Origin of the sequence: Gryllotalpicola ginsengisoli DSM 22003 (genome assembly GCF_000419445.1) — a bacterium.
GTDB lineage: Bacteria > Actinomycetota > Actinomycetes > Actinomycetales > Microbacteriaceae > Gryllotalpicola > Gryllotalpicola ginsengisoli.
Map to the genome: position 1 here is coordinate 229340 of NZ_AULK01000004.1, position 12790 is coordinate 242129.

At 71.8% G+C, this 12790-nt stretch carries 11 protein-coding genes; 3 read left to right on the plus strand and 8 right to left on the minus strand.

Translation table 11 applies throughout. The features are described 5' to 3' along the window. Positions 1–45 precede the first annotated feature (45 nt). The 5 genes from prpB to H563_RS16035 all read right to left on the minus strand — a co-directional run bounded on the left by prpB (position 46) and on the right by H563_RS16035 (position 5970). Positions 46–945 (minus strand): methylisocitrate lyase, encoded by a 900-nt coding sequence (gene prpB, locus H563_RS0109585; RefSeq protein ID WP_022882386.1) that lies wholly within the window; start codon positions 943–945, stop codon positions 46–48. Positions 946–972: 27 nt separating this feature from the next. Then, positions 973–2508 (minus strand): MmgE/PrpD family protein, encoded by a 1536-nt coding sequence (locus H563_RS0109590; protein WP_022882387.1) that lies wholly within the window; start codon positions 2506–2508, stop codon positions 973–975. Positions 2509–2610: 102 nt separating this feature from the next. After that, a complete protein-coding gene (locus tag H563_RS0109595) occupies positions 2611–3162 on the minus strand; it encodes a YbhB/YbcL family Raf kinase inhibitor-like protein (RefSeq protein WP_022882388.1) in 552 nt (183 codons plus the stop codon). Then, positions 3159–3887 carry a polyprenol monophosphomannose synthase gene (locus H563_RS0109600; RefSeq protein WP_211212379.1) on the minus strand — a complete coding sequence of 243 codons (729 nt, stop codon included), beginning with the start codon at positions 3885–3887 and terminating at the stop codon, positions 3159–3161. The genes H563_RS0109595 and H563_RS0109600 overlap by 4 nt, the downstream gene beginning before the upstream one ends. Before the next feature lie 109 nt (positions 3888–3996). After that, positions 3997–5970 carry a S53 family peptidase gene (locus tag H563_RS16035; RefSeq protein WP_022882390.1) on the minus strand — a complete coding sequence of 658 codons (1974 nt, stop codon included), beginning with the start codon at positions 5968–5970 and terminating at the stop codon, positions 3997–3999. Positions 5971–6237: 267 nt separating this feature from the next. On the opposite strand from H563_RS16035, the gene H563_RS0109610 reads away from it, so the two are divergent. The 3 genes from H563_RS0109610 to H563_RS16040 are packed head-to-tail and all read left to right on the plus strand — an operon-like array spanning position 6238 to position 9661. Then, a complete protein-coding gene (locus tag H563_RS0109610) occupies positions 6238–7170 on the plus strand; it encodes an aldose 1-epimerase family protein (RefSeq protein WP_022882391.1) in 933 nt (310 codons plus the stop codon). A 35-nt stretch (positions 7171–7205) separates the two neighbouring features. Further along, positions 7206–8261 (plus strand): MDR family oxidoreductase, encoded by a 1056-nt coding sequence (locus H563_RS0109615; RefSeq protein WP_022882392.1) that lies wholly within the window; start codon positions 7206–7208, stop codon positions 8259–8261. Beyond that, entirely contained in the window at positions 8258–9661 is a 1404-nt protein-coding gene (locus H563_RS16040; protein ID WP_022882393.1) for an alpha-L-fucosidase, read from the plus strand. Before H563_RS0109615 ends, H563_RS16040 begins: the two co-directional genes overlap by 4 nt. On the opposite strand, the gene H563_RS16045 is transcribed toward H563_RS16040, so the two are convergent. The 3 genes from H563_RS16045 to hemB all read right to left on the minus strand — a co-directional run bounded on the left by H563_RS16045 (position 9594) and on the right by hemB (position 12600). Beyond that, positions 9594–10085 (minus strand): hypothetical protein, encoded by a 492-nt coding sequence (locus H563_RS16045; RefSeq protein WP_022882394.1) that lies wholly within the window; start codon positions 10083–10085, stop codon positions 9594–9596. The two genes, H563_RS16040 and H563_RS16045, sit on opposite strands and share 68 nt — an antisense overlap. Before the next feature lie 188 nt (positions 10086–10273). Next, the gene (hemL, locus tag H563_RS0109630) at positions 10274–11614 is read right to left on the minus strand and encodes a glutamate-1-semialdehyde 2,1-aminomutase (RefSeq protein ID WP_022882395.1); all 1341 of its coding nucleotides are present in this window, start codon (positions 11612–11614) and stop codon (positions 10274–10276) included. Then, positions 11611–12600: a porphobilinogen synthase gene (hemB, locus tag H563_RS0109635; RefSeq protein WP_022882396.1), complete on the minus strand. Its 990-nt coding sequence runs from the start codon at positions 12598–12600 to the stop codon at positions 11611–11613. The genes hemL and hemB overlap by 4 nt, the downstream gene beginning before the upstream one ends. Between the last annotated feature and the right edge of the window lie 190 nt (positions 12601–12790).

The following is a 12790-nucleotide window of genomic DNA, read 5'->3' on the forward strand; positions in this document are numbered from 1 at the left end:
GGGTTTCGATACGCGTCTTCGACGCTACTCAACCAGCGCAGCCTTTCAGCGCTGAATCCGGAAGTTGAAGATCCCGTCGTCGAACCGGTTGTAGCCCTCGTAGTCGATCAGCTCGTACAAGTCTGCGCGATGCTGCATCTGCCCGAGCAGCGCCGTGAGCGATCCGTTCTCCTCGAGCTCGTCGAGCCCGCGAAGCGCGGCGCCCATCGCGAGGCGCAGCAGCGACACCGGCCAGATCACGAGGTTGATGCCCACGTCGCGCAGCTGGTCGACGGTGAACAGCTCGGACTTCCCGAACTCGGTCATGTTGGCGAGGATCGGCACGTCGACGGCGGCCCGCACCGCCTCGAACTCGGCGAGGCTCGCCATCGCTTCGGGGAAGATCGCGTCGGCGCCCGCGTCGACGAGCGCCTTGGCCCGGTCGATCGCCGCGTCGAGGCCGACCGCGCCGCGGGCATCCGTGCGCGCCATGATGAGCAGATTCGCGTCGCGCCGCGCGTCGACCGCGGCACGGATGCGCTTCAGCGCGGTCTCGTCGTCGACGACCTCCTTGCCGTCGAGGTGCCCGCACCGCTTCGGGTTCACCTGGTCCTCGATGTGCACGCCGGCCACGCCCGCGTCCTCGAGTTCCTGCACGGTGCGGGCGACGTTCATCGGCTCCCCGAAGCCGGTGTCGACGTCGACGAGGGCCGGAAGCTCGGTCATCCGTGCGATCTGGTGCGACCGGGTCGCGACCTCGGTGAGCGTGGTGAGGCCGATGTCGGGCAGGCCGAGCTCGGCCGAGAGCACGGCGCCGGAGATGTAGACGCCGTCAAAGCCGCGCTGCTCGATCAGCCGCGCCGCGAGCGGGTTGAACGCGCCGGGGAAGCGCAACAGCTCGCCCGAGGCGAGGCGCGCGCGGAACGCCTCGCGCTTGGCCTGCGGCGTCGATTTCGAGTAGAGCATCAGAACAACCTCAACGGACCAGCCCGATCAGAACAGCCCGTCGGGCACCGCGGCCTGGGTCAGGTACCCGTACTGCGCCGTGAAGCTCAGGCCGCCGAGCTCGTCGGCGGTGAGCTCGGGCAGCCGCTGTGCGGTGTCGAGGAAGCGCTCGATCTCGGACTCCTCGAGCACGCCGGCGGCGAGGGTGCGGAACTTGCGCACGTAGTCGTCGCGGGCGAAGGGCTTGGCGCCGAGCGGATGCGCGTCGGCCACCGCGATCGAGTCGCTGATGGTCGAGCCATCCGTGAACCTGACCTCGACCTCGCCGCCGAAGGCCTGCTCCTTGGGGTCGAGGGAGTGGTAGCGGCGGGTCCACTCGGGGTCCTCCACGGTGGTCACCTTGCGCCACAGCTCGACCGTGTCGGGGCGGTGGGCGCGCTCGGGCGAGTAGGAGGTCTCGTGGTTCCAGCCGCCGTCCTGCAGGGCGACGGTGAAGATGTAGGGCACCGAGTGGTCGAGGGTCTCGCGGCTCGCGTCGGGCGAGTACTTCTGCGGGTCGTTCGCGCCCGAGCCGATCACGAAGTGGGTGTGGTGGCTCGTCTTCAACACGATCGACTCGACGCGCGACGGGTCGTCGAAGAGCAGCGGATACTCCGTGTGGAGCTTGCGGGCGAGGTCGATCCAGGCCTGCGCCTGGTACTCGGCCGAGTGCTCCTTGGTGAACGAGTCGAGGATGGCGCGCTTGGGCTCGCCGGGGGCGGGCAGCGCGACGTCGTAGCTCGCCTCGGGGCCGTCGAGCAGCCAGGCGATGACGCCGTCCTCGCCCTCGTAGATCGGGGTGGGGCTGGTCTGGCCGCGCATCGCCCGGTCGACGGCCTCGACGGCCATCTTCCCGGCGAAGGCGGGGGCGAACGCCTTCCAGCTCGAGATCTCGCCCTTGCGCGACTGGCGGGTGGCGGTCGTGGTGTGCAGCGCCTGGCCGATGGACTGGAAGATCACGTCCGGCTCGAGGCCGAGCAGGGTGCCGATGCCGGCGGCGGCGCTGGGCCCGAGATGGGCGACGTGGTCGATCTTGTGGGCGTGCAGGCTGATCGCGCGGGCGAGGTCGATCTGGATCTCGTAGCCGGTGGCGATGCCGCGGATGACGTCGCGGCCCGTGAGGCCGCGGGCCGCCGCGTGCTGGGCGACCGCCACGACCGGCGGGATGTTGTCGCCGGGGTGCGAGTACTCGGCGGCGAGGAAGGTGTCGTGGTAGTCGAGCTCGCGCACGGCGACGCCGTTGGCCCAGGCGGCCCACTCGACGGCGGTGCGGCGCGAGGCCGTCGTGCCGAACACGCAGGCGCCCGCGCCCCCGACCGAGACCGGGTGCGCGAGCGCCTGGGCGCGCGCCGCCGCGGGCGCGCTGCGGATCAGGGATGCGGCGGCGACCGCCGCGTTGTCGATGACCCGGTTGACGACCATGTCGGCGACGTCGTCGTCGACGTCCACGGGATCCGCCGCGACCTGCGCGATCTTCCAGGCGAGCTGGTCTTCCTTGGCCAGTCCTTCGTCGCTGCGGTGCGTGCGTACGTGATGCGTTTCCACGTCCGCAACCCTACCGGGGCGCCGCTAACGCGGCGCTCGTGGTGGAACGCACCCCTACGTGAAGTCGCCCACCTAGAAGTCGCCCGCCTAGAAGTCGCCCCGCTACTTGAAGTCGTCCGCCTTCGCCGTGGGCACCATGATCGCGCGGGCGAGCGTGTGGAAGTGCAGGTTGAAGCCGAGCACGGCGGGGGTGGACTCCAGGTCCAGCTCGAGCGCCGGCACGTCGACGGCGTGCACGACCGTGAAGTACCGGTGGATGCCGGTGCCCTCGGGCGGCTCGGCGCCGGTGTAGGCGCGCTCGCGCAGCTCGTTCTTGAGCATCAGGGCGCCCGGCGGCAGCTGCAGGCCGCCTGCGGCGCCTGCGCCCTCCTCGAGCGAGGTCACGGAGGCGGGGATGTTGTAGACGGCCCAGTGCCAGAAGCCCGACTGGGTGGGGGCGTCGGGGTCGAACACGGTGACGGCGAAGCTCTGCGTCTCGGCGGGGAAGCCGCTCCAGGACAGCTGCGGCGAGCGCGACTCGCCGCCCTGGCCGGGGGCGCGGTAGACGGTCGGAATGGGCTGACCGTCGGCGACGGAGGTGGACGTGACGGTGAAGGAACCGAAGTCGCGCAGCTGCGCGAGCTCCTCGTACGGGTTGTGCCAGTTCTCGGTCATGTGTCGAGCCTACGCACCCTGCGCAGCCCCCACACGGTCACGCGCACCATCGCCTCCACCACGATGCCGAGCGACATCTTCGAGTCGCCGCGCTCGCGCTCGACGAAGGTGATCGGCACCTCGACGATGCGCAGGCCGGCCTGCGCGCTGCGCCACAGCATGTCGACCTGGAAGGCGTAGCCGGCGCTGTGCACGGCGTCGAGGTCGAGACGCTCGAGGGCCTCGCGGCGGAAGGCGCGGTATCCGCCGGTCACATCGCGCACCGACAGCCCGAGCGCGAGGCGCGCGTACGCGCTGCCGAGGCGCGAGATCGCCCGCCGGTGCCAGGGCCAGTTCTCCACGGACCCGCCCGGGACCCACCGCGATCCCAGCACGAGGTCCGCGGCATCCGTCGTCTCGTGCAATCTCTCCAACAGCCGGCCGAGCTGCTCGGGCTGGTGCGAGCCGTCGGCGTCCAGCTCGACGAGCACGTCGTAGCCGCGCTCGATGCCCCAGCGCATCGCCGCGATGTAGGCGCGGCCCAGGCCGTCCTTTCCGGCGCGGGTGAGCAGGTGCACCTGGCGATCGGATGCGGCGAGCCGGGCCACCACGTCGCCGGTGCCGTCCGGCGAGGAGTCGTCGACGACGAGCACGTCGGCGTCGGGCTGCGCGCGGCGCACGCGGGAGACGATCCATTCGACGTTGTCCCGCTCGTTGTACGTCGGGATCATCACCAGGACGCGCACGGACTCCACGCTAGCGGGCGGCTCGGGCCGAACCTGCACAGGCCCGGCATGCGGATGGCCCGGCGGGGAGCTCCCGGCCGGGCCATCCGATCTGCGCGTATCGCTGGCACTACCGCCCGACGCGGTCCTCGGCGGTGATGAACGAGGAGTTCGGCACGCCGAGCCCTGTCTCGTCGTCGTAGCCGCGCGCCGTCGACTGGGTGTCGCCCGCGTCGAAGGTGCCGAGGTAGCTGCCGGCGAGGCTCGCGAAGTGCAGCCCGGAGTGCGGCGTCACGTCGGTGATCGCGGTGGAGGGCAGCGAGTACAGCAGCGGGTTCGCGAACCCGATGGCGGTCTTCCGGCCCTGCTGCGCGAGCGCCTGGATGCCGGCGATCAGCGGGGTCGCGAGGCTCGTGCCGCCGATCGAGCTGATCGTGAACCCGTCGTCGGTCGTCTCGCCGATGTACATGCCGGTGTAGGGGTCGGCGTCGGCGGCGATGTCGGGCACGACGCGCATCGCGGTCTTCCCACGCGCCTGGCTCAGCGAGGAGGGCACGTCGGACTTCTGGTACCAAGGCTCGGTGAACAGCTGACTGGTGCCGCCGCCGGCGCCGGCGTAGAAGTACGCGCCGGGCAGCGGGTCCTCGTAGACCGGGGTCGAGCCGCTGTAGTCGACCAGGTCGAACAGCGTCTCCCAGCCGGTGCGTGCGACGAGCTTGCCGTCCTTGCCGATGATCTCGCTGGTGCCGCCGACCGCGGTGACGTACGGGTCGGAGGACTCGTAGTCGGGCTGCGGGTCGAGGCCGTCGATCACGTTGTCGCCGTCGTCGCCCGAGGAGAAGTAGAGGCCGATGCCCTCGGCCGCCGCCTGCTCGGCGAGCGCGTGCTCGACCTGCACCTCGGCCTGGCCGTCGGCGTCCGTCGGCTCGCCGGTCCACCCGTACGAGTTCGAGACGATCGACGCCGCGTGGGTCTCGACGACCCAGTTCATCGCGTCGTCGAGGCCGGTGTCGCAATCGGATGCGCCGACGTAGAGCACGTTCGCGTCGGGGGCCATGCCGTGCACCGCCTCGACGTCGAGGGTCTCCTCGCCGTTCCAGTTCGCCTCACCGCCGCACTCGTCCTGCATGTCGAACGGCTGGAACACCTTCTCGGAGTACTGCCCGGCGGCGAACGGCTTGTCGCCGACCGCCTCGGCGTACTGGTCCGCGTCCGACTCCATGGTCGGCGAGGCGTAGGCGTCGAGGATCGCCACGGTCACGCCCTTGCCGGTCGTGCCCTTCGCCACGGCCGAGGTCGTGCCGTAGAGCGAGCGCAGCTGGGCGGGCGTGAGGCCGCACAGGTAGGTGTTGAACTCGGTCGTGCCGTAGGCCTCGGGCAGGGTCTGCTGGTGCTCGCCCCAGTAGTCGGAGCATTCGGCGGTCGGCGGTTTCGCCGCGTCGGTGCCGGTCGCGCTGGTGCTGGTGCTGGTGCTGGTCGCACTGGTGCTCGTGCCGGCAGCATCCGCCGCCGTCTCCACCCCCGGCTGCTTCGTCGTCGATCCTTCGACGAGCCCGGTGACGCCGGAGATGACCCCGGCGACGGAGGTCGGAACCGAGATCGCCGTCGACGGCGCGTAGACGTGCTTGCCGCCGTGCGAGTAGGTGTTCATCGTCGTGTCGAAGGCCTTGTCGATCTGCGCCGCGGTGCCCGTGACGTCGATCCACTTGTTGCCGTCGGCGACGTCGGTGACCTTCATGCCCTGGCCGGCCAGGAAGGACTTCACTTGGGCGATGTCCGCGTCGCTGGGGGCGAACCGCGCGTCGTACTGCTCGGGAGTGAGGTACTTGCCGTAGTCCTTGCTCGACGGGTCGGTGACGTCCTTGATGAACGCGTCGATGGAGCTGGTGTGCGAATTGCCCATCACCACCCGGAAGGACACCGTCTGCTGCGACGAGAGCGTGCCCGTGCGATGGGACGAGGTGGCCCAGGAGGGCGCGGAGCCGAGACTGTGCCTGCCGGAGCCGGCCGCATCGGCCGCCCCCGCTCCCAGCACGAGGAATGAGACTGCGGCGACGCCGACGCTGACTGCGGCGGCGGTCGCGCGAACCGACCGATGTTGCACCTGAACTCCTCTACGAATCCGGCTGATGGTGAATCCGGTTGATGGTTACCAACTCGCCCACCCCCGAACGCGGGGCAGAAAAAGCGAGCAGATCACCTGCCTACGGGATCCGCGGCGGCCGGGTCAACAGGTACGACCGCTTCGTAACCCGCGCGTCACGCCGCGCATAGCCGTTGCACATGGCACGCTCGGCGGGGGCGTAGCAGCGGCCCTCGCAGCCGCCCCAGCAGCGGCGCGAGGGGCCTTTCGCCCGCTAGCGTTGACCCCATGACGCGTCCGCTCTCCGGCACCCAGTACGAGCTCTCCTACGGCGACTACTCGGCGGTGATCGCGAGCGTCGGGGCGAGCCTGCGCAAGCTCACCCACGCCGGCCGCGACCTCGTCGTCCCGTTCGAGGCCGACGCGCCCCGCCCGGCGTTCCGCGGCGCCGTGCTCGCGCCGTGGCCCAACCGCATCGCCGACGGCCGGTACACCTTCGCCGGCGTGCAGCAGCAGGTGGCTCTCACCGAGCCCGAGCGCGGAAACGCGCTGCACGGGCTCGTCGCCTGGCTCGACTTCGGCGCCATCGAGCAGACCCCGTCGCGCGTGACCCTCGGCGCGACGATCCAGGCGCAGCAGGGCTACCCGCACCGCGTGGACGTCGAGGTCGTCTACGAGCTGACCGCCGACGGCCTGTTCTCGCAGGTCACCGGCTCGAACTCGGGCGCGGATGCGGCGCCCTGGGGCACCGGCCCGCACCCGTACCTCGTGGCGGGCGACGCGGTGCGCCCGAACGCTGTGAACGAGTGGACCCTGCTGCTGCCCGCCGACCGGGTGCTCGAGGTGACCCCCGACCGGCTGCTGCCGACCGGCACCCGCCCGGTCTCCGAGCAGGGCGGCGCGTTCGACTTCCGCGAGACGCGCGCGATCGGCGACGTCTTCATCGACCACGCGTTCACGGGCCTCGCGACGGATGCCTCGGGCCGCACCCGCGTCGAGGTGCGGGCCGCCGACGGCAGCGGCACGGCCATCTCGTGGGATGCCGCCTGCCCCTGGGTGCAGGTGCACACCGCCGACCTGCCCGACCCGCGGGTGACCCGCCAGGGCCTCGCCGTCGAGCCGATGACCTGCCCGCCCGACGCGTTCAACTCGGGCACCGACCTGGTCGTGCTCGAGCCGGGCGCAGCGCACGCGGCCGGGTGGACCATCTCGGCTCTCTAGAGAGCTTGGCTATCACCCCTGCCTAGGCTGGCCCCATGAGCTTTCACGCCGTGGTGATCGAGCAGACCGTCGAGAAGGGCAGGATCCGGGAGCACCGCGCCGAGGTGCGCGAGCTCGAGGATGCCTGGTTGAGCGCATCCGATGACACGGATGCCGGCACCGATGACGGCACGGATGCCGGCACGGATGCCGGCACCGTCGCGCTCGACGTGACGTACTCGGGCCTCAACTACAAGGACGCCCTCGCGATCGCCGGCCGGCCCGGGGTGGCGCGCACCTCGCCGCTGATCCCGGGCATCGACGTCGTGGGCCGGGTCGCCGAGTCGCAGGACGCGCGCTGGCAGCCGGGCGACCGGGTGCTGCTCAACGGCGCGGGGCTCGGCGAGAGCCGGCACGGCGGGCTGGCAGAGCGCGCGATCGTGCCCGGCGACCGGCTCGTGCGCGTGCCGGACGGGCTCTCGGACCGGCAGGCGGCGGCGATCGGCACCGCCGGGTTCACCGCGATGCTCTCGGTGCTGGCGCTGGAGCGCGGCGACCTCACGCCCGAGCAGGGACCGGTCGTCGTGACGGGAGCGGCCGGCGGCGTCGGATCCGTCGCGATCGCCGTGCTCGCGAAGCTCGGCTTCCACGTGGTCGCCTCGAGCGGCCGGGCCGAGAGCGAGGGCGACTACCTGCGCGGCCTCGGCGCCGCCGAGGTGATCGACCGCCGGGAGCTCTCCGAGCCGGGGCCGGCGCTGCAGAAGCGGCGCTGGGCCGGCGCGCTCGACGCGGTCGGCGGCACGACGCTCGCCAACCTGCTCGCCCAGACGCAGGACTTCGGCACCGTGACGGCCTGCGGCCTCGCGGGCGGCTCCGAGCTGCCGACGACGGTCATGCCGTTCATCCTGCGCGGGGTGACCCTCGCGGGCATCAACTCCGTCGAGCAGCCGCTCGCCGCGCGGGAGGAGGCCTGGGCTCGCCTCGCATCCGATCTCGACCCGGCCCTGCTCGACGGGATGACCACAGAGATCACGCTCGCCGAGGTGTTCGAGACCGCCGACCGGCTGCTGGCCGGCGGGGTGCGCGGACGCACCGTCGTGCGGGCGGCATGACGCTCGAGGAGCGGCTGGTCGCCGTGCGGCCCTCGCCGCGGCAGCTGGCGTGGCAGGCGCTCGAGTTCTACGGATTCCTGCACTTCGGCATGAACACCATGACCGACCGCGAGTGGGGGCTGGGGCGTGGGCGGGGCGGCGAAGACCCGGGGCTTTTCAACCCGGCCGAGCTCGACGCCGATCAGTGGATGCGGGCGCTCAAGGCCGCCGGGATGCGCGGCGTCATCCTCACCGCGAAGCACCACGACGGCTTCTGCCTCTGGCCGAGCCGGGTCACCGACCACACGGTGGCGGCCTCGCCGTGGCGGGGCGGCCGCGGCGACGTGGTGCGCGAGGCGGCGGATGCCGCGGCCCGGCACGGCCTGAAGTTCGGGGTGTACCTCTCGCCGTGGGATCGCACCGAGCCCTCCTACGGGTCGGGCGCCGCCTACGACGACTTCTACGTCGCCCAGCTGACCGAGCTGCTCACCGGCTACGGCCCGATCTTCTGCGTCTGGCTCGACGGGGCCAACGGGGAGAGCGCCAACGGGGAGGGCCCGAACGGGAAGACCCAGCAGTACGACTGGGAGCGCTACTACGCGACCATCCGCCGCCTGCAGCCCGACGCCGTGATCAGCGTCTGCGGGCCCGACGTGCGCTGGGTCGGCAACGAGGCCGGCGCCACCCGCGCGAACGAGTGGAGCGTCGTGCCCGCCGAGCTGCGCGACGTCGAGCGCATCGCGGCGAAGTCGCAGCAGGTCGACGACGGCGCGTTCCGGCGCATGGTCACGAGCGCCGACGAGGATCTCGGCAGCCGCCGCGCGCTCGAGGGCTACCGCGGAGAGCTGATCTGGTACCCGGCCGAGGTGAACATGTCGATCCGCCCCGGCTGGTTCTACCACCCGGCGGAGGACGATGAGGTGCGCTCCCCCGACGAGCTGTTCGAGCTGTACCTGCGCGCCGTCGGCGGCAACGCGTGCCTGCTGCTGAACGTGCCGCCGCGGCCCGACGGGCTGCTGGCTCCCGCCGACGTGGCCGCCCTCGAGGGGCTCGGCGAGCGGGTGCGCGAGCTCGAGGAGCGGCGGCTTGCGGCATCCGTCATGTCGGCGTCGCCGCGCGATTTCGTGCTCGTCCTCGACGGCGGCCCGTCTCTCGTCGACGCGGTGGTCGTGCGCGAGCACATCGCCGAGGGCCAGCGCGTCGAGCACGTCGTCGTGAGCGGCGCCCTCGGGCGCGGCGGCTGGCAGGTGCTGGCCGAGACGGATGCCGTGGGCTATCAGCGCATCGTGCGCTTCGCGCCGCGCGAGGTCGACCGGTTGCGCCTCGAGGTGACCGCGAGCCGCGGCGAGCCGGTCATTGCTCGGCTGTGGGCCCTTCGGCCGGCCCGGCCGTTGGGGAAGCAGCGGGCTGCCCGGCCGTAGGAGACGCAGCGGGCTGCTCCTGCTCCGCGTCTCGGCGCGACTCGGCCCGCAGCGCCTGCATGAGCGCCGTCGCGTGCGCGGTCGAGACGATCACCCGGTCGTAGCCGTCGGCGACCACTTCTCCCTCGGTCCCGTCCTCGGGCTGCTCGATGTCGATCACGACCGCCGGCCGGCTCTTGCCCTTGACGATGAGGAAGTCCTTGCCGCCGTGGTACTTCCAGGTGCCGATCGCGAGGGTCAGCGGAATGCCCATGCCGGGCACGCGCACGCCGCGGATCCAGATCCACGGGTCCTGGGTGATCGCGACCGACCTGATGCGCTCCCGCGGGATGACCAGGAGGTCGTCCTTGCGGAACGCGAGCGCCTTCTCGGCCCGGGTGAGGCGGATCTCGAGGCGGTCGCGGTGCACGTGCAGGTCGGCCATAGAGCTAGTCTGCCCGCTTCCCGATCCCCTGTCGCGGGGGTGCCGCCCTCCGTCGATTCGTCGATTTGTGTCGCCGGTGCGGCGGCGACCAGCCAATCGTGACGAGTCGCCGTTGGGCTCGCCTCTCATTCGTCGATTTGTGCCGCCAGAGCGGCCCTGACGCCCGAAACGTGACGAATCGCTATCGCTTATAGGGGGCGCGCCTCCGCCGCCGCCTTCGCCGCCGCCGGCAGCGCCTCGACGATGCGCGAGACCGCCGCGTCGTCGTGCGCGGCCGTGACGAACCACGCCTCGAACACGCTCGGCGGCAGGGCGACCCCCTGCTCGAGCATCGCGTGGAAGAACGGCCCGTACCGGAACGCCTCCTGCGCCTGCACCGCGGCGTAGTCGCGCGCCGGCTCCTCGGCGAACAGCACCGAGAACAGGTTGCCCGCCGTCTGGATCGTGTGCGCGACCCCCGCGGCCGACAGCGCCGCCGACACCGCGCGCTGCAGCTGCAGACTGACCCGGTCGAGCGTGTCATAGACGGATGCGTCGGCCAGCCGCAGCGTCGCGAGCCCGGCCGCGACCGACAGCGGATTCCCCGACAAGGTGCCCGCCTGATACACCGGTCCGACGGGGGCGAGGTACTCCATGACCTCGCGCCGGCCGCCGAGCGCGGCGAGCGGCATGCCGCCCCCGATCACCTTCCCGAAGGTGACCAGGTCGGGCAGGTAGCTCGTGTCGATCCCCCAATACCCCCGCCCCGACACCCGGAACCCGGTGAGCACCTCGTCGAGGATCAGCAGCGCGCCGTTCTCGTGCGCGAGCTGCGTGAGCGCGGCATTGAAGCCGGCATCCGGCGCGACGACGCCCATGTTGGCCGCCGCCGCCTCCACGATGACCGCGGCGATCTCGCCGGGGCGCGCGGCGAAAGCCTCCCGCACGGCATCGAGGTCGTTGTAGGGCAGCACGAGCGTCTGCGCGGCGATGGGCGCGGGCACTCCGGCGGAGGCCGGCAGCGCGAGCGTCGCGACGCCCGAGCCCGCTTCGGCGAGCAGCCCGTCGGAGTGGCCGTGGTAGTGGCCGGAGAACTTGATCAGCAGCGGCCGGCCGGTGACCCCGCGCGCGAGGCGGATCGCCGTCATCGTCGCCTCGGTGCCGGTGGAGACCAGGCGCAGCTCGTCGACGAGACCACCGGCGCCACCCAGCCGCTCGACGACGAGCTCCGCGAGTTCCGTCTCGGCCGGGGTGGTGGCGCCGAACGAGAGGCCGCGGCCTGCGGCATCCGTCACCGCCTTGACGACCTCGGGGTGCGCGTGGCCCAGGATCGCCGGCCCCCAGGAGGCGACCAGGTCGACATACTCGCGGCCCTCGACGTCGGTGACGTACGCGCCGCGGGCGGAGGTGAGGAAGCGGGGTGCGCCGCCCACCGAGCGGTAGGCGCGCACCGGCGAGTTCACGCCGCCCGGGATGACGCGGCGGGCGCGGTCGAACTCGGCCTCGTTGGTGGTCGTGGTGTTGTTGTTGGTGGTGGCGGCACTGCTCATCGCGGCAGCAGCTCCTTCGCGACCTCGACGGCCCAGTAGGTGAGCACGGCGTCGGCGCCCGCGCGACGGATGCCGGTCAGCGTCTCGAGGATCGCCCGCTCGCGGTCGATCCAGCCGTTCGCGGCGGCGGCCTCGAGCATCGCGTACTCGCCCGAGACCTGGTAGGCCCACACCGGCACGTCGCTGACGGCGGCGACCTCGGAGAGCACGTCGAGATACGACAGCGCCGGCTTCACCATGACGATGTCGGCGCCCTCGGCGAGGTCGAGGGTCGCCTCGCGCAGGCCCTCGCGACGGTTGGCGGGATCCTGCTGGTAGGTGCGCCGGTCGCCCTTCAGCTGGCTGTCGACCGCCTCGCGGAACGGGCCGTAGAACGCGCTCGCGTACTTGGCCGAGTAGGCGAGGATGCCCACGTTCTCGAAGCCGTTGGCATCGAGGGCCGAGCGGATCGCCGCGACCTGGCCGTCCATCATCCCGCTCGGTGCGACCAGCTCGGCGCCCGCCGTCGCCTGCGCGACGGCCATCTCCTGGTAGCGCACCAGGGTCTTGTCGTTGTCGACCGAGCCGTCGACGGCGAGCACGCCGCAGTGCCCGTGGTCGGTGAACTCGTCGAGGCACAAGTCGGTCTGCACGACGAGCGCGTCGCCGACCTCCTCGCGGGCGATGCGGGTGGCGACGTTGAGGATGCCCTCGGGGTCGGTCGCCCCCGAGCCGATGGCGTCGTGCTCGAGCGGCACCCCGAACAGGTTCACCCCGCCGATGCCGGCCTCGGCCGCCTCGTGCAGCGCCGCCTTGAAGCTGTCGAGCGAGTGCTGCACCACGCCGGGCATGCTCGCGATCGGCACCGGCTCACTCGCCCCCTCACGGATGAACATCGGCAGCACCAGCTCGGCCGGGTGGATGCGCGTCTCGGCGACCATGCGCCGCAGGGCGGGGGTGCCGCGCAGGCGGCGCGGGCGGATGGTGGGATGCAGGACGTCGGTCACGTCTGACAACCCTACGAGCGTTGTCTGTGAGCGGGGTCCTGCGCTGAGCCCGCTGATCGGCTCACGCGTCCGCAGCCGCCGGTCGACTCACGCGCAGCGTGAATGGAGACCAAGGCCGACCCCTCACTGATACTTTGACCCCATGTTCCGTTCCTGAAGCCGCACCGCGGCGCTGACCCGCTCCCCGCAC

Bases quoted from the DNA above. Each gene is read 5' to 3' on its own strand.
- H563_RS0109595 (WP_022882388.1), bottom strand. From the start codon at position 3,162: ATGACCGAGAACTGGCACAACCCGTACGAGGAGCTCGCGCAGCTGCGC.
- H563_RS16045 (WP_022882394.1), bottom strand. From the start codon at position 10,085: ATGGCCGACCTGCACGTGCACCGCGACCGCCTCGAGATCCGCCTCACC.
- H563_RS0109615 (WP_022882392.1), top strand. From the start codon at position 7,206: ATGAGCTTTCACGCCGTGGTGATCGAGCAGACCGTCGAGAAGGGCAGG.
- prpB (WP_022882386.1), bottom strand. From the start codon at position 945: ATGCTCTACTCGAAATCGACGCCGCAGGCCAAGCGCGAGGCGTTCCGC.
- H563_RS0109610 (WP_022882391.1), top strand. From the start codon at position 6,238: ATGACGCGTCCGCTCTCCGGCACCCAGTACGAGCTCTCCTACGGCGAC.
- H563_RS16040 (WP_022882393.1), top strand. From the start codon at position 8,258: ATGACGCTCGAGGAGCGGCTGGTCGCCGTGCGGCCCTCGCCGCGGCAG.
- hemL (WP_022882395.1), bottom strand. From the start codon at position 11,614: ATGAGCAGTGCCGCCACCACCAACAACAACACCACGACCACCAACGAG.